Origin of the sequence: Kordia sp., assembly GCF_050633145.1 — a bacterium.
In the GTDB taxonomy this organism is placed as follows: Bacteria; Bacteroidota; Bacteroidia; order Flavobacteriales; family Flavobacteriaceae; genus Kordia.
In genome coordinates this window covers 1-23,538 of the sequence record NZ_JBOEFY010000001.1, presented here as the reverse complement: position 1 = coordinate 23,538, position 23,538 = coordinate 1, and the positions used below count along the sequence as shown (strand labels likewise).

Annotated in this window: 25 protein-coding genes; 13 read left to right on the top strand and 12 right to left on the bottom strand. The window is 31.2% G+C overall.

Annotated elements, in window-relative coordinates; genetic code table 11:
• Positions 1 to 144 precede the first annotated feature (144 nt).
• The 4 genes from ACRBBL_RS00125 to ACRBBL_RS00110 all read right to left on the bottom strand — a co-directional run bounded on the left by ACRBBL_RS00125 (position 145) and on the right by ACRBBL_RS00110 (position 6,206).
• On the bottom strand, positions 145 to 2,631 hold the full coding sequence (locus ACRBBL_RS00125; protein WP_431367006.1) for a T9SS type A sorting domain-containing protein: 2,487 nt from the start codon (positions 2,629 to 2,631) through the stop codon (positions 145 to 147).
• 36 nt (positions 2,632 to 2,667) lie between these two features.
• Positions 2,668 to 4,944, bottom strand: a complete 2,277-nt coding sequence (locus ACRBBL_RS00120) for a S8 family serine peptidase (RefSeq protein WP_431367005.1) — start codon at positions 4,942 to 4,944, stop codon at positions 2,668 to 2,670.
• Complete coding sequence (locus ACRBBL_RS00115) at positions 4,916 to 5,887, bottom strand: hypothetical protein (RefSeq protein ID WP_431367004.1); 972 nt, start codon at positions 5,885 to 5,887, stop codon at positions 4,916 to 4,918. The genes ACRBBL_RS00120 and ACRBBL_RS00115 overlap by 29 nt, the downstream gene beginning before the upstream one ends.
• 130 nt (positions 5,888 to 6,017) lie before the next feature.
• The gene (locus ACRBBL_RS00110; RefSeq protein WP_431367003.1) at positions 6,018 to 6,206 is read right to left on the bottom strand and encodes a hypothetical protein; all 189 of its coding nucleotides are present in this window, start codon (positions 6,204 to 6,206) and stop codon (positions 6,018 to 6,020) included.
• 392 nt (positions 6,207 to 6,598) lie between these two features.
• Here ACRBBL_RS00110 and ACRBBL_RS00105 point away from each other — a divergent pair, with 392 nt between their 5' ends.
• Positions 6,599 to 8,308 carry a helix-turn-helix domain-containing protein gene (locus ACRBBL_RS00105; protein WP_431367002.1) on the top strand — a complete coding sequence of 570 codons (1,710 nt, stop codon included), beginning with the start codon at positions 6,599 to 6,601 and terminating at the stop codon, positions 8,306 to 8,308.
• 100 nt (positions 8,309 to 8,408) lie between these two features.
• The gene (locus ACRBBL_RS00100; RefSeq protein WP_431367001.1) at positions 8,409 to 8,642 is read left to right on the top strand and encodes a hypothetical protein; all 234 of its coding nucleotides are present in this window, start codon (positions 8,409 to 8,411) and stop codon (positions 8,640 to 8,642) included.
• A 320-nt stretch (positions 8,643 to 8,962) separates the two neighbouring features.
• On the opposite strand, the gene ACRBBL_RS00095 is transcribed toward ACRBBL_RS00100, so the two are convergent.
• From ACRBBL_RS00095 to ACRBBL_RS00075, 5 genes are all read right to left on the bottom strand, one after another.
• Entirely contained in the window at positions 8,963 to 9,151 is a 189-nt protein-coding gene (locus tag ACRBBL_RS00095; protein ID WP_431367000.1) for a hypothetical protein, read from the bottom strand.
• A gap of 57 nt (positions 9,152 to 9,208) precedes the next feature.
• Positions 9,209 to 9,772: a hypothetical protein gene (locus ACRBBL_RS00090; RefSeq protein WP_431366999.1), complete on the bottom strand. Its 564-nt coding sequence runs from the start codon at positions 9,770 to 9,772 to the stop codon at positions 9,209 to 9,211.
• Between the two features lie 13 nt (positions 9,773 to 9,785).
• On the bottom strand, positions 9,786 to 9,941 hold the full coding sequence (locus ACRBBL_RS00085) for a hypothetical protein (protein WP_431366998.1): 156 nt from the start codon (positions 9,939 to 9,941) through the stop codon (positions 9,786 to 9,788).
• A gap of 201 nt (positions 9,942 to 10,142) precedes the next feature.
• On the bottom strand, positions 10,143 to 10,880 hold the full coding sequence (locus ACRBBL_RS00080) for a LytR/AlgR family response regulator transcription factor (protein WP_431366997.1): 738 nt from the start codon (positions 10,878 to 10,880) through the stop codon (positions 10,143 to 10,145).
• Complete coding sequence (locus tag ACRBBL_RS00075) at positions 10,880 to 13,072, bottom strand: tetratricopeptide repeat protein (protein WP_431366996.1); 2,193 nt, start codon at positions 13,070 to 13,072, stop codon at positions 10,880 to 10,882. Before ACRBBL_RS00075 ends, ACRBBL_RS00080 begins: the two co-directional genes overlap by 1 nt.
• A gap of 244 nt (positions 13,073 to 13,316) precedes the next feature.
• Here ACRBBL_RS00075 and ACRBBL_RS00070 point away from each other — a divergent pair, with 244 nt between their 5' ends.
• Positions 13,317 to 13,472 (top strand): hypothetical protein, encoded by a 156-nt coding sequence (locus ACRBBL_RS00070; protein WP_431366995.1) that lies wholly within the window; start codon positions 13,317 to 13,319, stop codon positions 13,470 to 13,472.
• Between the two features lie 37 nt (positions 13,473 to 13,509).
• On the opposite strand, the gene ACRBBL_RS00065 is transcribed toward ACRBBL_RS00070, so the two are convergent.
• Positions 13,510 to 14,031 (bottom strand): hypothetical protein, encoded by a 522-nt coding sequence (locus ACRBBL_RS00065; protein WP_431366994.1) that lies wholly within the window; start codon positions 14,029 to 14,031, stop codon positions 13,510 to 13,512.
• A 251-nt stretch (positions 14,032 to 14,282) separates the two neighbouring features.
• Between ACRBBL_RS00065 and ACRBBL_RS00060 the strand changes: the two genes are divergently transcribed.
• Both ACRBBL_RS00060 and ACRBBL_RS00055 read left to right on the top strand, forming a co-directional pair.
• Complete coding sequence (locus tag ACRBBL_RS00060; RefSeq protein ID WP_431366993.1) at positions 14,283 to 14,468, top strand: hypothetical protein; 186 nt, start codon at positions 14,283 to 14,285, stop codon at positions 14,466 to 14,468.
• A 467-nt stretch (positions 14,469 to 14,935) separates the two neighbouring features.
• Positions 14,936 to 15,154, top strand: a complete 219-nt coding sequence (locus ACRBBL_RS00055) for a hypothetical protein (protein ID WP_431366992.1) — start codon at positions 14,936 to 14,938, stop codon at positions 15,152 to 15,154.
• Positions 15,155 to 15,204: 50 nt separating this feature from the next.
• On the opposite strand, the gene ACRBBL_RS00050 is transcribed toward ACRBBL_RS00055, so the two are convergent.
• On the bottom strand, positions 15,205 to 16,005 hold the full coding sequence (locus tag ACRBBL_RS00050) for a hypothetical protein (RefSeq protein WP_431366991.1): 801 nt from the start codon (positions 16,003 to 16,005) through the stop codon (positions 15,205 to 15,207).
• A gap of 211 nt (positions 16,006 to 16,216) precedes the next feature.
• Between ACRBBL_RS00050 and ACRBBL_RS00045 the strand changes: the two genes are divergently transcribed.
• The 3 genes from ACRBBL_RS00045 (at position 16,217) to ACRBBL_RS00035 (ending at position 19,102) form a co-directional block, all read left to right on the top strand.
• Positions 16,217 to 17,071 (top strand): AraC family transcriptional regulator, encoded by an 855-nt coding sequence (locus ACRBBL_RS00045; protein ID WP_431366990.1) that lies wholly within the window; start codon positions 16,217 to 16,219, stop codon positions 17,069 to 17,071.
• A gap of 39 nt (positions 17,072 to 17,110) precedes the next feature.
• Positions 17,111 to 18,808: an amidohydrolase gene (locus ACRBBL_RS00040; RefSeq protein WP_431366989.1), complete on the top strand. Its 1,698-nt coding sequence runs from the start codon at positions 17,111 to 17,113 to the stop codon at positions 18,806 to 18,808.
• Positions 18,809 to 18,940: 132 nt separating this feature from the next.
• Positions 18,941 to 19,102, top strand: a complete 162-nt coding sequence (locus ACRBBL_RS00035) for a hypothetical protein (protein WP_431366988.1) — start codon at positions 18,941 to 18,943, stop codon at positions 19,100 to 19,102.
• Positions 19,103 to 19,186: 84 nt separating this feature from the next.
• On the opposite strand, the gene ACRBBL_RS00030 is transcribed toward ACRBBL_RS00035, so the two are convergent.
• Positions 19,187 to 19,417, bottom strand: coding sequence for a hypothetical protein (locus ACRBBL_RS00030; protein WP_431366987.1), 231 nt, complete (start codon positions 19,415 to 19,417; stop codon positions 19,187 to 19,189).
• Between the two features lie 593 nt (positions 19,418 to 20,010).
• Here ACRBBL_RS00030 and ACRBBL_RS00025 point away from each other — a divergent pair.
• The 5 genes from ACRBBL_RS00025 to ACRBBL_RS00005 all read left to right on the top strand — a co-directional run bounded on the left by ACRBBL_RS00025 (position 20,011) and on the right by ACRBBL_RS00005 (position 23,393).
• Entirely contained in the window at positions 20,011 to 20,796 is a 786-nt protein-coding gene (locus tag ACRBBL_RS00025) for a hypothetical protein (RefSeq protein ID WP_431366986.1), read from the top strand.
• Entirely contained in the window at positions 20,766 to 21,413 is a 648-nt protein-coding gene (locus tag ACRBBL_RS00020; protein WP_431366985.1) for a hypothetical protein, read from the top strand. Before ACRBBL_RS00025 ends, ACRBBL_RS00020 begins: the two co-directional genes overlap by 31 nt.
• On the top strand, positions 21,392 to 22,186 hold the full coding sequence (locus ACRBBL_RS00015; protein WP_431366984.1) for a sensor histidine kinase: 795 nt from the start codon (positions 21,392 to 21,394) through the stop codon (positions 22,184 to 22,186). Before ACRBBL_RS00020 ends, ACRBBL_RS00015 begins: the two co-directional genes overlap by 22 nt.
• Before the next feature lie 17 nt (positions 22,187 to 22,203).
• Complete coding sequence (locus ACRBBL_RS00010; RefSeq protein ID WP_431366983.1) at positions 22,204 to 22,875, top strand: response regulator; 672 nt, start codon at positions 22,204 to 22,206, stop codon at positions 22,873 to 22,875.
• Positions 22,876 to 23,141: 266 nt separating this feature from the next.
• Entirely contained in the window at positions 23,142 to 23,393 is a 252-nt protein-coding gene (locus ACRBBL_RS00005) for a hypothetical protein (protein WP_431366982.1), read from the top strand.
• The last annotated feature ends 145 nt before the right edge of the window (positions 23,394 to 23,538 follow it).

Sequence of the window (23,538 nt, the reverse complement as noted above, 5' to 3'; positions counted from 1 at the left end):
GAGTTAAAGAATTTTATAAATAGTATAAAACTTGCTTTCGGTTAACACTTTTCTTTCTTTTTATTAAAGCTTATATAAAATAAAACCTGTGATTTTTAAATCACAGGTTTTGAATAAAAATAATGTGCTAATAAAAGCAAAGATTTAATTTTTTATTATTTTTTTAGTGTATACTTCTCCTTCAATATATATTCTCACAAAATAAACTCCTGGTCTTTCTTTAGTAATGTTAAGACTTGTAGGTTTTTCTCCATCAACCGAGTTTTTAAGAATACTATTTCCAGATAAATCTAATACTTCTACGGAACCTTCTTTGTTATTATTTATCATAGAAACTGTAAATTCACCTTGAGTTGGGTTTGGTGTAATGACCATTTTTCTCTTAACGTCACAGTCATACCAGAACAGAATATATTCAGCATCCCAATCTGGACCTACAGCAAATTGTATCATATAAAATGTTTGATTATCAAATACCAAATTAAATGGAGGCTGGGTTAATTCTATGTTATTTGGTGCTTGTCCTTGTGTCCATCCTTGATAAATAGGATTTGGATTCACTGTTGGGTCATTACTCCAAGTAATAGGATCAAATGCAGCTACTGAAATATAATACGCATCTTCACAGGTGCTCAGAGAACCATCGAGTGTTACTCTTTCACATAGGGCTGGAATTTCCATTGGTCCATATGGTGTATGAGGTACATTGTAATAGTTAGTTACATTTGATAAACTGGCTACTGCTTGAGATCCGGTAATTTCACAGCAATAATCTTCTTTATAGTCGTAATGGATAAAATGATGGCATTCTTCTCCATTTGGGAACGTAAAAATAATTCCAAAAGAATATACACCTTCTTGTGTTGGTTGAAATGTAGTGCTATTAGAATTGGGAAATGTTTGGAAGTCAAAATCCCAGAACATAGTGTTTATAGTGATGTTGTTTGGTATGTTTTGTACTTCTAATTTTCCTGTTTCACAATTCATAATAATTTCTAAATCTTCAGGGCAGCAATATATTTCAGTAGTATCTGAAACAGGTTCACAACCGTCTACAGATATCGTTACAGTAATTTCACCTTGTGCTATAGACATCATTAATGTTTCGCCTCCTACTTGTACTACTTGATTATTATGATACCAAGTTATCGTATAATCAGGATTGTCAAAACCTTGGTTTAGTATGTTAATAGTACCGATTGGAACTTGCTCACAATCTATAACTCCTAAATCGGGTTGCGGAAGACCTTCTAATATTTTAATTGTATGTCTGGCTGTACACCCATTTTCATCAGTAACTATTAATGTATGTATTCCTATCTGAGATGGTGTAAAACACATTTCTTCTCCTTCTAATACAGATGTTGGAAAAGGATTATATTGTGTACTATACCATTGGTACGTATAGGTAGCGCCATTAGGTGCTATTGGACCACATATTTCTTGGAAATTACCATCACACATAGAAATAGTGCTTGGGAGATTAATAACAATATCATTATTAATACAACAATCTTGAAAAAAGGTACTGTAATCTGCACCATCTACTTGATCTGGTAACGTTTTAATATTATAAGATCCATCTGTAAGACCAGCTTGTACGCTGAGGTAGTTTGGATTAAATGAAGGCGTATTGGTATTGATTGCTAATATTTGCCCAAGTTCATTATTATTTGAGACCGCATAAATATTTAGATCAAAACCTAATTCTAACTGAGAATGACTATAATCGGAAGTGACAGTGCTAAATGTCGTATTATTTCCAGAAACTAACTCTAATTGATAGATGTCATTATCATCAGAATAATATAAATAATCACCATTTACAGAAAATTCAGTTCCGGGAATAAAACTACTTACAATCCCGTATTCAGACACTCCATTACCTTGATTCCCTGAAAAATTATCTAAATCTCCATTGGTATTTAAGTGAATTATTTTGAGACCATTGATCGTATTAATTGCCAGTTTGTCTTCTTGATGCGATAAATCTAGTTCTCCTTGAGCACTCAGAATATCGGAGTAAATATTATTTTGAAAGGTAATTCCATTAGAAGATATTTCAAATTTTGAAATATTTGAGCTCGTTGTTACATAAAGATTCCTTTTATTATTGTTCTCTTTAGCTATAGCAATATTGCAACGTTCACCAGTAGCATTAGGTGTTAATTCTTGAATATTTACTATAGAACCTGATCCATTATTTGCTGATACATCAACTAGCGCATAAAAAGCATGTATAGGAGGAAAACAGCAAGGACAATTTGGATTTGGACCAGCAACATACGCATTGAATACTATATAATATTTACATGGAGACTGAGGTACAGGAACTATTTCCACTTCATTCCCTTTATTTACACAAGCTGCATTTTGAGGCGTTATGTATCCTATTAATCCAGAAGGACTATAAACAGCATAATTACTTACATAAAGCACTGCATCTCCATTTTGATCGTAAATAGCATTCGTTACCGATTCAGAATCTGTATTATTACCAAAAGTGTTAGGCACAGTTTGATTGTTTGTAACATCTACAGTTTGATTATTTAAGAACCAATATTCTTGTTGTTGTGAAAAACAGAATTTTACAGCTATTAATAAGATGATTATCGTTAATTTTTTTTTCATAATTTATATATGATTAAATACTAATTTTTGTGTCATTTACTCTTTTATCAACTTTTTAGTGTACATGGTATTTCCATTTATCACTTTAACTAAGTATAAACCACTACTTAAATCACTAATATCAAATTGAGCGGTTTGTTGTGTCATTTTAAAAGATTTCATTCTGCGTCCTGCCAAAGTGTACACTTCTACATCATAATTGGGGTTATTTTCATCAAAAGAGTCAAGATATAGCGTTGTTAAACCATTTGTAGTATTGGGATAGAGTCGTATATCACCTTTTTCAATTTCTAAATCATCACTACGTTTTATATCATACGTAACCACTTTTCTTTCTTTTGGCTTTACAGACTTATTTTTAAAAATGTTAGAGCATCCTTCAATATAAGCCTTAAATTTTGCCCCAGCATCAACCTTAAAACCACTAGTTAGCTCAACGGTATGTCCTGCATGATAGATAGCTAATCCGTTTGCTGCAATAGTATTATTGGCTTCTATTTTTACACTAGCATTACGCAAATCAACGTCATTTGCATTTACAGGTGTGGAAATTAAAAGGTTTTCTGGGCACTCTTTCCTTTTGATTCCTGTAATAATTAAAGAATAATCCTGATGGTCATTTTGTAAAGATCCTTTATGGGAAATTTGTACCATAAACTCTTCACCTGCCATTGATGGAGGTAAGTAAAATTGAATTTTTTCAACATTATCTACTCTGTTATCTCCCATAGTTGCTGCTCCATGGAGATTAAAAAGCCCACCTAATTTCCATGGATAAAAGGTAGTAGTCCCATTGGTAATTCGTATATCAAGATCGTTTACCAACATAGGTGTTGTATCATCTTCTATATTACCAGGAATAGGTGTTCCTTTAGGATCTGTCCAGGCCAAAGTTGCTACAATGTATGATCCCCAAGAATTGTCATCTGGTAGTATGCGTATAATATCTGTAGCTCCATTTTCTAAAGTATTTTCCTTAATAAAATATTTATCTTGATTATTAGAAATAATTATTGCTGCTGTTCTTGCATTCATCAATCCCCATCCAAATTTATAATCCGGTCCTGGATTATCTCCAGCCTCATCGGCAGAATGAATAATCAACGCTCGTAAGGTTGCCGATTTCATAAAAGCATTATACGTATTCATATAATGTTGTTGTAACAATAATAATGTACCTGTAACACTTGGCGCAGCCATGGAAGTACCATTTTTATGATCATAAGCGTTATCTCCTTCTGCAGATGATGACTTTACGTTAAGCCCTTGCGCAGCTATATCGGGTTTAATTCTTCCATCATCTGTTGCACCCCAACTACTAAAATCAGTCATACTAACAGAATCTGAGTTATTGTATTCAGATACTTCTTTTGTGGCAGCTACAACTAAAACGTTTTTAGAAACACTTTGCGTTGCTAATAAATCATAACCTCCTTTAAGCCCAACTTGAGGGTGAAGTATGCCTTGATTATTTTTTTTACCCCTATTATTTCCCGCCGATTTTACAATTTGATAAAATGGAGCGTTGTACATGATTTCATCCCATTTAGCAGAACTATTAGTATATTTTCCAAAATTATAGTTAAGAATAGGTGTTATGTCATTATTATAAAAAGGTGAAAGACCATAAGAGTGATTGGATACTAATAATCCTTCAGATGCAGCCTCTGCCATTTTTGAAGTTTCAACACTATGATTTATATTATACGCATGAACATTTCCTTTGAATGCCATTCCTCTAACGCTTCCGTTTTCAAACTGATCAGATGCAATTACAGTACCTGTTACATGTGTTGCGTGGTCATACTCTACAGTGAGTGTAAGGGGTTCCGGAGCACCATCCATTTGTATTGCTCTACTTTCAAAATACTTGTGGGTCTTTCGCATAGCTGCAAGTTCCCACACACCAGCTGTCATATTTTCTCCATGTACTGAAAGCCCTAAACCTCCACCAGAATATAGTTTATTTGCCCGTGTTGTAATCCCTGCTTCTCTATTGGTTGTAGTGTAATAAAGTGGTGTTTCAGCATCAAGCATTCCTTGCAAATACAATGTCTTGCCGCTAGGTAACACCACTTTTTCTGGCCATCCCATTTCCAAAGCTCTTCTTTTATCTGAGCGATATTGATTTTCAAATTCCCTACTTAATGTCTTGAGATATTCAACATTGGTTTGTTGTTTTATGATTTCAATTTCATCAGATGTCTGACCAAAGGTTGTAACGAACGAACAAATACAGATGACACTAATAACTTGTTTTATAATTTGTTTCATAATTTTAAAGTTATTGCTTGTTCTTTGTAGAGGTCTCAATTAAGCTTCTAAGTTGTTTAATCTCTTTCTGCTGTTGAATAACATATAGTGTAAGTTCTTCTATTTTTTCTAATAGTTTGGCATCCATTTTTGCTACATTAATTCCAGATTGAGCAACTTCTTCTGCACTAGGAACATTTGGTAAATGTCCTTTTTCATTGATGTGTTTTTCAACTTCATTTAGTGGTAGTAAATTATAATCATCCTTAAAAACATAATCTGCCCAGTCATCAGTAGACCTTAGTGCTACAGTTAATTTTTCTGTTAATATTCCTGTTCCTACGTATAAGTTATAATCTCCTGAAAAAGTAGCTCTTGGAAAATTATCTGGGTTATTTGGGTCCAATCCCATACTGATTTTCCCATCATCTGCCAAGAACATATAATAGTTTCCAAATCCTCCTCCATTATTTCCATTTGTGCTTCCATCAGGTTTCCAAAAGTTAAGCCCTGAAACACCTCCAGATACATATTCAATTCCCCATTGTCCATTTGGCGCATTGTTTTGCGTACCTCCAAAAAGAAGCATTGGCCCTCCAAAAGAATTGTTCCCTGTAATATGGATTCTACCATCATGAACGTGTAACTTACTTCTAGGGTTTTCAATTCCAACCCCAACTCTTCCTTGATGATTTAGGATTAATTGTGTATTGTAAATAGGACCAGGTAGATTTCCACTAATATCACGTCTAATTTCAAAAATACTTTCATTAGTGTTATCATTTTCGCCATCTGTTAATACGGCGTTTGGAACTGTTATTCTAACACCAGCTTCTTTCGTGTGAAAGTTGCCTCCTAAATTTATATCTAGTTTTCCTGCAGGTACAGAAGTTCCAATACCAACATCTCCGCTAGAAGGAAATGGAAATGTATTAGTTTGCGAATAGGTGAAGTTTACTATAATTAAGCATACTACTAAAAGTAAATTATTTTTTGTTTTCATAATAATAATGGTTTTAATGTTAAAAATGAAGTGATTATATTGTAAAGCATCTCTAATTGTATGTATATTCAAAAGAGAGAGAGAAAGCGAACCGAAGTTCGCTTTTAAGGTTATTGTTGTCTGCTTAAAACTAACATCCAACCATTGTAACTGGAACGCATTCTACTGATTTTGGAGCTTGACAGATACGTGGGTTTCTACTATCACAACATTCAGTATTAACAATCCATGTGAATTTTCCTCCAGAAATAGTTGTAACTTCTAGGTTTGAAATAGACTTCTTGTTAAGTGTCAATGATTTTAAATTCTGTTTTTTCATAATTTGTGGTTTTAATTTAAATGTTAATATTAAATGTGATATAGCTATATTTTCGTTTGATCTTAGGAATGTGTTTTTTGTAACTCTTCGTTAAGTTTGTAGTAAAAAAGGAATGTGGTTTCTTTATTTTCAGCTTTAAGATGTTCTCATAGCAGTAAATATTTCAACGAATTATTGATTCAAAGAAAATGCGTAAATGCAGATAAACAAAGGACAGTACTTGACCTTTTATAAAAGATCAATTGTGTTTTTATAAAATACTGTATATAAGTTTTTTCATTTTTGTATGTTTACAAAACCATCTAAACGCTAATTAATATATTTAGGAGGTTTTTCTTCTTCAATGGAATGGAACTTCTCTTTATATTTGGATAATTTCAATAATTTATTTTATGTCTGATAGTCAATTATTCCCCTATATTCTCAAAAAAGCTTTATTCTTTATACTCTTTTGTAACTTTTCAATGCTGCATGCACAATCAGATTCTTTAGCGCAGAAATCGTATAAGGAACTGGATTCTTTGTATTTGAAGTATCGATATGAAAATCCAAAAAAAGCTAGTAAATATGCAGATGAACTCTACGCTAAAATTAAAGCTACTACAGATGATAGAAAAATTGGGGAAGCACTATATAGAAAAGCTGTCATAGCTGAAAAATTAGGTGATTATGAAAAGGCTTTTATACATATAGAAAATTCGCTTTCTATTGTTAAAAAAATAAAAAATGATTCTTTAGAATTAAAAAATGAAACTTTAACAGGTAATATTTATTTCGCAAAAGGAGATTACAATAATGCCATTGATAAATACATACAGGCAAAAAAAATTTTAGGTCGAATGGGAAATATAAAAGATGCTTTAATATTAGATCATAACATTGGTATGATAAAGAAGCAAACTGAAGACCTTAATGAAGCTATCGAGATTTTTTTAGGAAATTTGAAGGCTATTGACACATATAAAGATTTAAATCTTGAGAGATTAGAGGTCATTACTTTAGTTGCATTATCAGACATCTATTTGAGGATGAAAAATGTAAAAAAAGCAGAGGAGTATAATGCTAAAGGCCTACAAAAATCTTCTTTAGAAAAGCATAAAGATGCATACTTTAGCTTATCAGAGGGCAATGTTATTATAAATTATCAAAAAAAATTATATCAATCTAGCATCGAAAAAGTATATTCTTTATTAACACCTATCTATAATTATGGTAATGATGAGTCTTTAACAACACTGTATCTATATTTAGGTAAAAGCTATCATAAACTTGAACAATATGATAGTGTTATTAAGTATTTTGAAAAAATTAAAGCCATTACCGCAAAAGAAGATTTTGAATTTCCCGAACTAAGAGAAGTGTATCGTTCCTTAGGTATTTGTTATACCATAACAGGTGACAAGAAAAAGAGTATTGAAAATCAAAAATTAGCTGAAACATTTGATCAGAAATATGATAGTATCAATGTAAAAGCTAATAATGAACTACATAAAAAAAGTGACATCATACCTTTAGAAGAAAAGATAGAATCTTTGGATGATGATGTACAAGAACAAAAAAGTCGTGCGACCTTATGGTATAGTATCTCTGCGATTTTAATTTTATCGCTGCTATTGTTTTTCTTTTTGTATAGAAAAAAACAACAGCAAGCTACAAAACGTTTTCAAGAGCTTTTACAAACTATAGATACCTTAGAGCAAGCTAAAACAGAAACACAACCCGCAAAAACTACTGCTTCAATTATTACAGATAAAAGTGTCTTAAAAATTTTGGAAGGCTTAGAAAGTTTTGAGCAAAAAGAATATTATTTACGACAAGATTGTACCTTAGGTTTTGTGGCAAAAAAGTTAAAAACCAATACGTCTTATTTATCAAATGTAATTAATACGTATAAAGAAAAACCGTTTAAATCTTACCTTACCGAATTACGAATCAATGCTGCACTAATTCGCTTAAAAAATGATCCAAAATTAAGAGCATATACCATCAAAGCAATTGCGGAAGAATTTGGTTTTAAGCGCCAAGAAACGTTCTCCAAAGCCTTTAAATCCAAAACCAAAATGCTACCGTCTAAATACATCAAAAGTATTAACAATCAATAAGATACAAAATTGATATTTTATAAAACATCAACTTAAAAATTAGTGGATTCTAAAAATATTTCCCATCTTGTCCCTATTAACTAAAACAAATATTTGCATTATGAAACATTTAAAATTAAAAAAAATAAAAATCGCAAAAATTGATCATGTAAATACCATCATGGGCGGCTATACTACTGAACAAACTTATGATGAAAGATGTATTGCTGATCTTAAATCTAAATGGAGGGAGAATGAAGAGACTATCTTAGTAATTGTATGCCCTACAAATACAGGCCGAACATTAGTTGGAAATGCGACAGGAATTGCCGAAACCGAAGGATGTAACGGATAATGTTTTATACACAAATGAAGTAAATGACACCTATTGATTAATAGCTGCTTTATATATTAATAATGCATTTATACTATGTAATAGTATGATGGTAATCCCTAACCCAGAAAAAGCTCTTCCTATAAATATTTATAGGAAGAGCTTTTTCATTTCGTTTCAAAAACAAGTATTGCTTTTTTATAATAATTAATAACCTTATTCATATTTTACTATTTGTATTCTTTTGAGTGCAAGCCGTAATACTACTAATTTGATTGGTTAAAAAAAGGCCGAAATTTCTTCCGGCCATGACTAAATTTTAGTTTGTACTAACTTTTAAATTACCTATCAACATCACAAAAACACCCTGTATATTCCATTGATCTACATTGTACAGGATTATTTGTTTCACAATATGCCCAATACGATGTCCAAGTATTTGCTTTGTGTCCTCCAACATTTACTTCAGATTGAATATTAGAAATAGACTTTTTGTTCAGTTTTAAACTTTTTAAATTTCGTTTTTTCATAATTTGTAGTTTTAATTTTAGTGTTAATATTAATTTGATATAGCTATATGTTTTACCCTAGTAGTCCATTTTTCGTAACTCTCCGTTGAGTTTGTAGTAAAAACGAAATGTGGTTTCTCCGTTTTCGGGTTTAAAATTCACTAAGTATTCTGTTTTAGAAATGTCGCCGTTTTTCGGAAAATAAATAGACGCTGTAGACAACATCGGATTGTTGAGATTTTTTTCGTTTTGTAATTGTTTTTTAGATTGTTCTATCAACGCTCCTAATGTGGTTAAGTTAATTTTATCATCTAGTTGATACATAAAATCAGCTGCCTTTTTTCCATTTGGAACGTCGATAAATATTTCAGCATTTTGCTTCCAAACTCCTTGCGCTTGATTCCATTGTCCCATTTTTAAAGAACTAGGATCTTTTGTTACGGTAATTCCTATAATATTCCCAATTGATGCACTGTGTACAATGTTAATATCTGTGAAGTACGCATTGTCACCAAATTCATTTTTTATTGCTTTTTGAATGTTTGAAAAGCCTTCTATTGTAGCAAGCTGCTTCCCAGAATTTTCTCTACAAGACGTTACAATTGTTAGTACAATTAAAAGGATGAATCTTATTATTCTCATATGCGCTGCCTTATTAGTTTTCATCATCATAACTTCCATAAACGAAGTATAATATGCCTCCTCCAAGTATTAAAAGAATTCGAATTAACCAACCCATTGCATTTCCCCATATATCTACCCATGCAAGTAATCGTATGTTGTAATTAAAAATTGAAAGAATTATAGACATAATGCCTATGGCTGCGAGTACTAAACCTCCTGAGCCTAGTTTTGATTTAATAGTTTCCATATTATTTTATCCTATTACTGAAATAAATGTATATGGATTGTGTGGAGAAAAAAATAGAGAATATTTCTCTGAGTGAGTTGAACGCATGAACGCTGTTTTTGCATTCATAAACGTATTAGAGAAAAAATAAAAAAGTTTGTTTTATCTATTATTCCAAGTAAAAAGACGTGTTATAAAGTTGTCTTTTTTACGTGTTGAAACAGGGATTTTTCTTCCGTTTTTTAAATGAATAGTCCCTGATTTATCATATTTTTCAATGAATTTTAGGTTTACAATAAACGATCTGTGAGGTCTTGTGAATGAGTTTTGTATCAATTGCTCTTCAAACTCTTTTATCGATTTAGAAGCTACGTGTTTTTTGCCATCATTAATATAAAAAGTAGTATATCCATTGTCTGATTCACAATACATTAAGTCTTTTAGGTTTATTATTTGGAAAGAATCATGCAATGATAAAATTAATGTGCCGTTATCGTTATTGAGTACTTTTTTTACATTTTTAATTTGCTGTTTTTGAGTTTGTACAGACAAATTATTTATTTTCTGTAAAGCCTTTTTAAGTTCTTCCGTATCTACAGGTTTTAAAAGATAATCTACGGCACCAATTTTTAAGGCTTGTAATGCATATTCTTCGTAAGCAGTAATAAATATAACCTTGAAACTTAAATGCTCAGTCTCGTCTAAAAAATCAAAACCTGTACCATCTGTAAGATTGATATCTAAGAAAATTAAATCTGGTTTGCAAGCATTAGCAACAATCACAGCTTCTTTAACCGATTCACATTCACCTAGTATAATTATTTCATTATCTAGCGTATCTAGTATATGTATTAAAGCTGTTCTAATACGCTTTTTATCTTCTACTATTAGTGCCTTCATTATAACGAATCAATTTTATAAGGAATTACTAAAGTAACTAATGTTCCTTGTTTACCAAGCAATTCTTTGTTTTTCACATCAATAGTTCCTTCCATTTTAAAATCTTTTGATAAAATTTTTAATCGCTCCGAAGTGATTGTCGTGGCTAGTGAGTTTTTATCTTTTTGAATTTTCTGTTTCTCCAAATCAATACCAACTCCATTATCAGCAATGGTACAGGTCAACTTTTTATTTTTAAAAGTAAGTGTTACAATAATTTCTTTGTTCTCTTTATTGTTTTTAAAAGCATGTTCAATTGCGTTTTCTATAAAAGGTTGAATAAGCATTGGAGGAATTTTCAATGTAGCAGAATCTATTTCAGAAGCTACTTTTAGTGTGTATTTATACGGTGGAGTTTCATCTAAATTCTGAATTGCCATATAATCGTCAATAGCTGATAATTCTTCTGATAGAAAAACTGTTTTATGTCTCGAATTTTCTAAAATTGTACGTAAAAGTTTTGAGAATTTTGAAAGGTATAAAATGGAGGTTTCTTGTTCTTTATTATAAATCATTCCTTGTAATACAGATAATGAATTAAAGATAAAATGCGGTGTCATTTGCAAGCGCAACAACTTTTGCTCAATAGCTATATTTTGAGTTTTTGCTTTTTCATTTCGCAATTTTAAGAAGAATATAAAAGCACCCATTACTAAGGCAATTACTAAAAATATGATGATCCCAAACAGTAAATTTTGTTCTGATTTTGCTAAATCTGTTTCGGTAAGTTGTATTGTTTTATTCAGTTTTAATTCTTTAATTTTTGCTGAATCTCGTTCTTGTTTGTATTTGTATTCGTATTCTATTGCTGTTATTTTTTGAATGCTTTTCTTGTTGAACAAGCTATCATTTAATTTTTTAAATTGTTCATGACTTGTTAATGCTTTTTTATATCTACCTGTATTCTTATATATAGTTGAAAGTAATTGTTCTATGTCTCTTTCATAATCTAGAAGTTTAAGATTATTTGATAGTTCTTTGCCCTTTATTGCACTTACTAATGCCTTATCGTATGTTTTATAATGTGTATATACCTTAGCTATTCCTAAATAAGAATGAGTTAAGCTTAACTGATGTTTATTTTCTAAATTGTTTGTTTTAGCCTGGTTAAAATAATTTAAAGCTTCAGCATAATTTTTAAGTGATAAATGAACATCTCCCAGATTGTTTAAGCATAAACCAATTTGCATTTTAAAGTTGATTTCTTTACTTAGGTCTAATGCTTTTTTTAAATATTCAAAGGATGTTTGATATTCTTTTTTTTTATGATAAACAATACCCAAATTGCTTGTAATGGTTGCAATATCCTTTTTGCTATCGTTCTTTATAGCAATCTTTATCGCTCTGTTATTAAACTCTATGGCTTTGTCATAATCTTGTAACTCTACATATACAACACCAATATTCATTAATGACTTGCATGCTTTTAGTGCGTTTTTAGATTTTTCATAGACAGTCAATCCTTTTTGAAAATACTCTAGGGATAAAGGGTAATTTCCTTGACGATGACTTATAATACCAATATTGTTAATAACCACGGCAACACCTTGTATATCATTGGCATCGGTATAATTTTTTAATGCTTTTTTAAAATATATAATTGCTTCGTTAAAGTTTCCTTGTGAAGTGTACACAATTCCAATATTGTTAAAGCCTACAGCGACTTCTTTCAGGTTACCAATAGATTTATTAATTTCGATAACTTTATTAAAATAGGAAATAGCCTCATTATGGTTGCTTTGACTGTCGCTTATTCCACCTAAACCATTTAAACAATCAGAAATTCCTTTTTTAAAATCGATGCTTTTAAATAGTGTAAGTGCATTTTTATAATGCTTTGCAGATTCTTCATAGCTAGATTGAGACTCTAATACAAGACCTTTTAAATATATTACTGTTGCTTTTCCTTTAGTGTAATTTATTGTGCTTAAAATTTCTTCAGATTCTTTTATAAATAGTAACGCTTTATCAATATCTATTGAACAATATGAATTAGCTAAAGTGTTTAGCAAGTTTACTCTCGTAGTATCTCTTGCTTTATGACTTTTTAATACCGTTTCTAAACTATCAATAACTTTATTTTGTGACTGAACAGGCATTGTAGTACATAAAACACAGAAAAAGACAATAAGACATTTAGTCGTTGAATTCATAAAGTTTGTTTAACTTATTTTTTGAAAAAATACTGTTTTTAATAATACAGACAAAGTTTAAAATTAGAGAATCTTTTTTCGGGCTTTCTCAAAAGATAAACGCTATGTTTCCGTTCATAAACGTGTAATTTAGAATATAGAGAAATATAACTTTAACGGTATTTATAAATAACGAGTAGTGTTCTTTTTATAAAATTCGATTTAGAGATATATTATGTCTTCAAATTTTAAAATAGAATAAATTATGAAGAAAAAAGATTTCACATCGTTAAAACTGAACAAGAAAGTAATTGCAAAACATGTCTATTATACTATTAACGGCGGACTTATTGATAAAAATATTTCTAAAAAAATGAAGGCACAAGGGAAACCTTGTATACCATCAAATGGAGCACACTAAAAGATAAGCGAGCTAATTAGCTCGCTTTTTTATTTTTTTAAAATGTGATCAACTGTTGTGCATAATCGCCATACGAATTTCCTTCATATTCTTTTCCATCTTCAGTAGTTGCAGTAAACCAAAGCGCGAATTCAAATTTGCCTTCATTCCAAATCCATTCGGGCAAATCTTTACAAGAGTCCCAAATATTACCTTCTGCTTCTACAACAGCAAAAAAACTTGTTGTACCAGAAACTTCTATTGGCATTTGCGGAAATACAGTTTTAAACGGGATAGATACAGGATCAATTCTAATATCAGGCTCATCTTCATAACTAGGCCAATCTTCTTGATCGACAGAACAAGTAGGAGCTAAGCTCATAACTTTTCCATTTCCATAAAGCGTTACTTCTACAATTAAAAATATATCATCAAGTTGATTGTAACTAAATTCCTTGTATGGTTTTATATACGTTTTAATATCATTGATTTCATCGTCGGAAATAATTCCTTTCAGCTGATTGCTAATGGTTTCAATATTTTCCTTAGTAATAGGCGCAAATTTGGTACTTACTTTCATGAGTTGGTATATGGTTTCGATAAAACTACAAAAACTTTTTTGAGATTTAGGGTTGATTCCCATCTTCAGTACTTGAAATAAAATACCAAACGAAATATTGGTGTTTTTTACAATAACGATCACTATGTTTTTACGCTAAAATATTGCTCTTATACTATTATAGGTTCATTCTTAACGCTTAAATATTCCTGTATTAATCTTAATCACATTGCTTATATATTTGGCCATTATTAATTTTAAAATCATGAATTATGAAAAAAAAGAATCTTAACTCATTAAAGCTTAACAAAAAATCTATTTCTAATTTTCAAGCTAATGGAGGAGCGCTTCCTGCATCACGTGTTTGTGTTCCGATGAGATCGGATCAAGGGAACACTTGTGGTCCTATTTCGGATATTTTTCTAAGTATGCAACCAGGAATTGTATGTATCCCATAATAGTCTATAGAGACGATTAATTTTAAAGCGAACTTCGGTTCGCTTTTTTTTGTTCATTTTTCTGATTTTCTGTCATTCATACTAAAATTATTATGTTGGTTATACTTAAATTTTAGATATAAAAAGACACTTAGATTAAGGTGTTTATGGTAAGTTCATATTAGTGTTTTCTGTATTTACATGTGTTTTTTATTAAAATACTCATGTAAATCATTATGCCAATTAACAATATCTCCAACAAATAATCTTTTACTTTTACCAGTTTCTTTATTTATTTTTAATTAAATCGTTTTTCATATATAGTAAAGATATGAAACTAGAAATTTTATACTATAATCTTCTACTTAGGAAATGTTTTCGGCTTTTAGAATAGAGCCGGTTAACCGCTCTATTAGTGTTAATTACGGTATTCCCGTAAGTGATTACTGTTTTGTTTTTATAACTTTTTTTAATCAAAACTTTATATCATGAAAAAAAGAAATCTTAAAAGCTTAAAGCTGAACAAAAAATCCATTTCAAATTTTGAAAATATTTCAACAATTGGAGGTGAGGATGATGATAATTCAATTTTATGTCCTCCGCCTTTCACTAAAGGACCTGAATGTAATACTGAAGATGTATTTAGATGTGGCACTGGTGATGCTTGCCGTTCTGTTGTTGGCTGTCCTTCTTTTGTGAATTGTTAAACTAATTTAAGCGAACTTCGGTTCGCTTTTCTTTTATTAATAACCTAGTTTCATTCACTTTTCTTTGGAGTAATACTGCTACGACCTAAAATGTAACCAGAAATACCTCCAATCAATGCAGCAATCTCTTTTCCACCCAAAACTTCTGTAATTCCAAATAGGATAATGGCAATAATAATTGAGAATATGGTGATAAACTGTAATCCAGCTTCACCAGAAAAAATTGTTTTGCGAATTTCATCATCTCTATACGCTATAATAAAAAAGCCAACAATGACAATACCAACGAGAAGTGCAAATGACCAACTAATTTGTTTTTTAAAGTTTTGAGATACAAAAGAAGTATTATTCAACTCCGTTACTTTTGTCCCAACACTCGAAAGTTGATCAGTTTTCTTTACAATTGTTTGCACTTTGTTTTCAATAATTCTTCGAAAACCTTCTGTTACACTAATAGACTGCATATCATGTAAATCGATGCCACCAACTGTTTGAAGTTCAGGCAATACAATTTTCGATTTGATTTCTGACAAACGTTCTATATTCATTCTTTCTTTTACAGAAAGCGCACTTGAGTCTATACCTTGAGAAAGTTTTTCGTCATAGCCATTTACTAGTTTTTCAAGACTTTGTGCACGTTCTAGTTCTGTAAAAAGACCACCAATTTCATACATCATAGAGTACATATCTGCTATAAGTTCTAATCTTTTCTCTTCCAACTCATGATAGTCATAGGATTGTTGAATTTCATTTTCCATAGCTATTGCTCCTTTATCATTTTGCGCAAAAAGAGAAAAGTTTAGCAATAGTATCATTGAAAAACTTAGGAATAAAGTGAGTGATTTGTTCATTTTAAAATGGATTAGGGTTAAAATGCTTACTCTTTTAGGATTTTCAGCAACCTCCTTTTTGGGAATACTATACGGTATATACATATAATTTCTGTGAAAGTAAACTTTAAAACGGTAACGGTTTAGCGTATAAATACGTAATTTTTAAGTGTTTAAACACTTGTCAAAATAGGACAACAAGCATCTGTTTTAACTCAACTATATTTGTAATATGAAATCGAAGTACGATTATAAGGAAAGACTACAACAGGTAAAAGAGTACTTGAGAGCTTCGTATGCTAATACAGTTGAAGTAAAAGTATTGGAAAGGCTTTCACATTTTTCCTATCGCAATCTTCAACGGATATTTAAAGGTTATTTTGGCGAAACAATTGGAGCATACATCACAAGACTTAAAGTAGAAAGTTGTGCAAAAATGGTATTATTCAGTAAAGTGACAATTACAGAAATTGCGTATGAAGTTGGATATTCAGATGTGCAAGCATTAAGCAAAGCATTTAAAAAACATTTCGGAATTTCTCCTTCTGCATATAGAGATCGTAAAGAAGAATTAGTATTCAAACAGAAAACTCAATCCAAAGGAATGTCATTTGTACAAGATAGAGTAGAAGTACTACCTGCTAAAAAAGTGATGTATATGACCTATAAAGGCAGTTATGATAGCGAAGAAATTGAAGAACTGTGGCAAATGATCGATCAACTTGCTGTTGAAAAGCAGATAGATACAACTGCCTCAGAAAGTTTCGGAATTATCTGGGACGAGCCAATCATTACAGAGGATATGAAATGTAATTACGATGCATGTATTGTGATTCCAGAAGATACAAGCGACTTAAAAAAGTATCAGATCAAAGAAGTTCCAAGTCAAAAATACGCAGTATTTACACATGTAGGAAGTTATAAAACGATCAGTAATACTTACGATAAAATTTTTGGACAATGGATTTTTCAAACAGATCACGAAATTGGAATTACTCCATTTTTAGAATTTTACACAAAGCACAGTTCACATACAAATGATGAAAATGCTTTTGAAACAGAAATTTTTGTTCCTCTAAAAGAATAACTTATCTTGAAATACACATCAATGAAACTGATACACTCAATGAAATTAATTATACTGATACTTAGCGTGATAAACCTTGCGGGATCTTGTAAAAGTGACGATCCTATTGTTGAAAATGAACAAATGATGAATGAAGAAACGACGCAGAAAGTTTTTATTAACGGAAAAATATATACGGTAAACAGCGCGCAACCTTGGGCAGAAGCTATGATTGTTAAGGATTCCAAAATTATGTTTATTGGAACTTCCGCACAAGCGCAAACAAATGCAGAAAGTACTGCTGAAATCATCGATTTACAAGGCGCTTTGGTATTGCCAGGAATTCACGATGTACACATGCATCCAATGGAAGTCGGATCTGCCAATAATCATTTTATAATTTCTGATGAAGAAACAAATCCTGAAAATTATATTGATGTCATAGCAAACGCTGCCGCAGATAACCCAAATGTAGAATGGTTGATAGGTTTTGGACACGATATCAATACGCTTTTTGATGCTGAACGTTCGCCTTTAGAAATTTTGGATGAAGCTGTACCAAACAGACCAGTAATCATTATGGAACAAACATCACATTCAATGTGGGTAAATTCCAAAGCATTAGAACTAGCGGGAATCACTGCGAGTTCGCCAAATCCACAAGGCGGAATCATCATGAAAGAGGAAGACAATTCGCTCACAGGAATTTTAATAGACAATGCAGGAGATATTGTCATGCAACAAGCAATTTCTAGCTTAGCAAATTCTGCTGACGGAGAATACGACGGAATGGTAGAATATGTATTGCCAGAACTTGCCAAACACGGAATCACCTCAGTTTCAGATGCGCGAACCTATTGGAAAAGAGATCAACATATAATTTGGAAACAATTAGCAGATGACGGAAAGTTAACAGCACGTTTCAACCTTGGACTCTGGGCGTATCCTACTGAAGATGATGCTTCTCAAATAGCAGCTTTAAGCTCTTTATATTCAAATGATCCGAATAGTTTATTGAAAATTAATCAAATTAAACTCTATGCAGACGGAATCACGCACAATACAACCGCAGCCTTACATTCGGATTATTTAATAGATTTTTTTGAGGAATCAACGAACAATGGACTGAATTACTTCACGCAGGAAAGAATCACAAATTACATCAGTCAACTAGAAAGTGTAGGATTCGATTTTCACATTCACAGTATCGGAAATAGAGGAGTAACAGAAGCATTGAATGCAATTGAGCAAGGAAGTACAGGAAACAACAGACATCGATTAACACATGTTGAAATAGTTGATGCAACCGATATGTCACGCTTTGCGACACTCAATGTTACAGCAGATGCACAAGTTGCTGGCGATTTTACAAATCCTGCGCATTGGCAAGAAAATGCAGAATTGATAGGAAGTGCTTTATCGGATAATCAAGTTCCGATAAAAAGTCTATTGAACGCAAACACAAGACTTACGCTAAGCAGCGATTGGAATGTAAGCACGTTAAATCCATTTGTGGGAATTGGAAATGCAGTTAGCAGAACACCACAAAATATCTCTTTAGAAGAGGCTATTAGAGCGTATACAATCAATGGTGCGTACGTAATGCGTCAAGAAGACAAAGTAGGATCGTTAGCAATAGGCAAGCAGGCAGATTTTATTGTGTTGGATAGAAATATCTTTGAAATACCAACAAATGAAATTCGTCTAACAAAAGTAAAAATGACTGTTTTTAATGGCACTATTATTTATGAAAGATAGATGAAAAACAGAAAATACGATTCATGCGATACTTTTTTAGATTCGTATACTGTTAAGTAAGGCAGAACCGTATAAGTTAACATGTTGATTTATATATCTTTAATGGTGTAAAATATAAAAAACCATCATGTTATGCTAAAATCAATTTTAAAGATTAAGAATATTGAAAAACTAACTAAAGAAGAACAAAGAAGTACACTAGGAGGAATGCAATTTCTTTGCGAAGAAACCTGTATTTTGGGCTTACGACTTTGTTATATAAATAGAACAGATACTTTTTATCAACCTTGTTAATGCAAGTATTATGAATAAAAAAAACCTCGGGAAAGTATTTTTCTGAGGTTTTTTATATGCTTTTTTTAGAGTACATCTAAGGTTTTAGCAAAATAAGCTACAATTCAAGATTGAATTAAAAGTTGTTACTGGAATTCTAATTGGGTCTTTTTCATCAGCATCCTCACAAGCTAATCCGCCAACACTGCAACAACTTGTTCCGCCTTGACAAGGACCTTGACAAGTATTTGCATTGTATCCGCCAGTAATGTTTTCTCGTAAATTTGAAATTGATTTTTTGTTTAATTTTAACGTAGATAAATGTTTTCTTTTCATGATATATATGTTATTGATTCATATATATGGGATCAAAAAGTGAATTCATTACCCAAAAAACTATATAAAAAGAAAACTAACTTAACGTGATGTAGGAACTTTTAAAAATAACGTTTAGGCATAATAAAATAAGTGTTTGTCACTTCGAGCGCAGTCGAGAAGTTTAGGAAATCAATTGTTTTATTGAATCTCGACAGCTTCGCTAGGTATTTTCAATCAAAATATATTTTGATTTCAATAATGCTCGATTTGAAGTTTGTAATAAGTTATTGAAAATCAAACATATATAATTATAGTTGTATCGAATTCATGTTACGTACTACATCGACTATAGAACGAGCATTTTATGCTTCTTCCACAGCAATCATAGAAATCTCTAGGTTTACTATTTTGGTATGTTTCCAACTTCTACAGCCTTTATTTTGTCTTTTTCAGACATAAAATGAAATATAGAAAACAGGTCTTTGTGTCTGGTTTTTAAAAACTACTTAGTTCTATCTATCTGTTTTGCAATAAGTAATGAAATTTTAGTAGGAATTTATTTTATATTCGTTTCAGAATTAATCTAAATAACTAACTTTAAAACTACTATCATGAAAAAAAATTATTTAAAATCGATTGGGCTTGTGATGTCTGTATGTATATTCTTGAGTTCTACTATTTCATGTTTAGACAACAAATCATATACCCAATTAGACAACAAATTATATACCAGAGTAGATACTAAATTAGATGTTAAAAAAGTATATTCTAAAAAATTTATTGATTCCGTAAATATTAAAAATATAAAAGCAAAACGAATGGACACATTAGATAATGTTCTGCAAGACATTGAATCATATCAAATGTGGCTAAACTTTTTCCCAGAATCAGTTTCTGTTGATATAGTTAAGGATGATTTAATAGTAAAGTATACAGAACGTAAATTTCCCTTGTCAGACTTTGAATTTTTAAAATTTTATAATGATTCTATGCTTAAAGTGGACAATAGTTATAAATTCTCGCGTAGTAATATACCTTTTCATAAAAAATTAGATAGGTCATATTTTATTAGCAGAGAAGATATAGATGCCGCATTTTATAATTATGAAGATGCGAACGGAATTAATGTCTATCTAGCAATGAATATGAATAAAATCAAACACCATGGTATAGATAGTTTAAAATCTCATTTATATGTAGTACCAACATTAAAAACAAACGAAACTCTTGTGGACCAATTAATTACTTATGATGGAATAGAATATGCTTTAGATCTAACAGATCCGTGTCCAGCTTTGTGTGCTTGTAGTTCGCCTCTCCATAAACTAAATATAACAAAGAAAGAAAAAGAAGAACTTTACAAGAAATGGGCTATAAATATATTATCTCTTTACTAACTAAAATTCCGCTTGTAATTGCATTACTAATAGCGGCAAGAAATTACTTTCGGTTTTCAAAAGAACTGAAGGTAATTTCATGGTATGTAGTTTTATCAGGTATCATTCAGTTTAGTTCTCAGTATTTGGCTTCTTTAAAAGAGAATAACATGTATTTATTGCACATTTTTGTTCCTGCCAGTTTTGTGTGTCTTTCTATTTTTTACCAAAAAGTGTTTACCCGTTTTATTCATCGGAATTTATTATGGTGGATTCTTGGTTTATTTGTGGTGTTTAGTATTGTAAATTCAATATGTTGGCAAGGTATAAAAACATTTAATTCGTATGCGCTTTCGTTGGAAAGTGTATTGCTAATTATTTACGCTTTATCGCTTTTTACATTATTACTCAACGAATCCGTCAGAAATGAAAAAAGAGGAATGCTATCTAGTTTGCGCTGGATCAATTCAGGAATCTTAATCTATTATACGTCTGGACTATTGATTTTTTATTTTGGAGCTTTCTTAACTCGTTTTTCATCTGAAAACTTTCAAATTAGTTGGCTTTTTCATTCGTTCATCTACATTGTTCAATTTATCTGTATAAGTATTGGTTTATGGAAATATCAGAAGAAATAGATTTTATAGGCATATTGTTACCAGTAGTGGGCATCATTTTTTTGATAGCCATAGGCGTGGTTTTTATGTATCAACAATTCCAAAAGAATATTATTCGTCAACAGTTAGAACAAGAAGAAATCAAAAATCAATATCAAAAAGAATTACTGTTAACTACTATTAGAGTTCAAGAAGAAGAGCGTAAACGCATTGCGAGCGATTTGCATGACGAATTGGCCGCAGCGTTGTCTATAGGTTATATGCAATTAACACAATTAGAAACGGAAAAGGAATTCAATCCAAAAAAAATAACACAAGTACGTGAATTATTGCAGACAACATTAGCTTCTACACGACGCATTAGTCATGAATTAATGCCTTTGCAATTATCACGATTAGGGTTTGAAAAAGCGTTGCAAAACCTATTAGAAAAAGCAGAAAATGCTCAAAATGTAAAAACGAATATGGCAATAAGTAATACATGTGATGAATTGCCTTGGATTGTTGAAATTACGCTGTATCGAATATATTCTGAATTGATTAATAATAGCTTAAAACATGCAGAAGCCACCACAATTGATATCAGTGTTTTGCGCAAATCGGATCAGCTTTTTTGCAGGTATGCAGATGATGGAAAAGGTATTCCGGAAGAAATATTACATCAAGGTATTGGATTACAAAACATAGAAAATAGAGTAAAAACCTTTGAAGGTAAACTTGAATTTGGAAATAGTGATGAAGGCGGATTTTATTGTAAAATCATACTCCCAATAGAAACAAAGAATCAAAAATAATTTAAAAAAATACTACCATGCAAGAAACAATTAAACTAGGAATCGTAGAAGATCAAGCACTATTTAGAGAAGGAATTAAATCAATATTAGAAGCTTGGGAACGAATAAATTTTGTATTTGAATCTCCAGATGGTTTCTCTATGCTCGATCGTTTAAAAAGTAGCTCGCAAATTCCAGATGTAATGTTGGTAGACTTAACACTACCCAAAAACGGCAACGAAGAATTTAATGGCTGGACAGTTGTTCAGGTTTTAAAAGAATACTATCCAGAAATGAAGATTTTAATTCTTTCGGCACATGAAGAAAGCTATTTGATAGCCAAATTAATAGAAGAAGGTGCAAACGGATATCTTATCAAAGAAAGTACGCCACAAGAAGTATATGATGCTATTGTTTCCGTATATGAAAGAGGATCTTATATTAATGAAAGAGCTTTAAACGCCATACAAAACAAGATGACAGGAAAGCTGAAAACGCCAAAAACGTACGAATCATTGACTCGACGAGAAGTAGAGGTATTGCAATTAATCTGTCAACAAAAAACGGCAGAAGAAATAGGTGAAGAACTATTCATTAGTCGAAAAACAGTAAACGGACATCGCAATAACTTACTTCAAAAAACAGGTGCTCGTAACATTAGCGGATTGGTTATGTATGCCATTAAACACAACATTGTAGAAGCTATTTAGTTTTTAAATCCATATTCATTCAAAATTATAAGCAAAAGTAGGTCATTTGACCTGCTTTTTTTATGAAACAGATTCTTCAAACTGTATTTATAAACCCTTATATCTGCGCTTACTAGACGTATTCATTCTTCGCATCTTTACACTGTCAATAGCTAAAGATAGTGAAGCAGAACTCACTTTAAAAAACGGTCTTTCTGTCAAGATGAATGATAGCGGCGGAATCCGAAAAGCCTTATGAGTAGGAAAACCAATTAAAATTTAAAATTATGAAAAAATTTGAAGGTACTTGGATAGATCGTGCAAATGATACTATCACAATAAAAACAGATGGAAATCTAGTTGAAGCAACATTTAGTAATGGAAGAAAAGGGCCATTCAAAGGATTCTTTATTGACTTAGCATCTCCTGTTATTAATAAAAATTTCCATGATTATGCTCCTTCTACTGGCGTGATGTCTGATGACGGTAATGAAATTTACTGGAGTAATAATAGTAAATGGAGTAGAGTACAAGTATAATTAGTGAAGTAAACAACCACATTAATTATTATACAAGTATGTATTATGCAAAAGCAGGTTCGTTTGAACCTGCTTTTTTATAGTATATTTTTAATATATATATGTGAATTTTATGCACCTTCTACAGCAATCATAGAAATCTCTA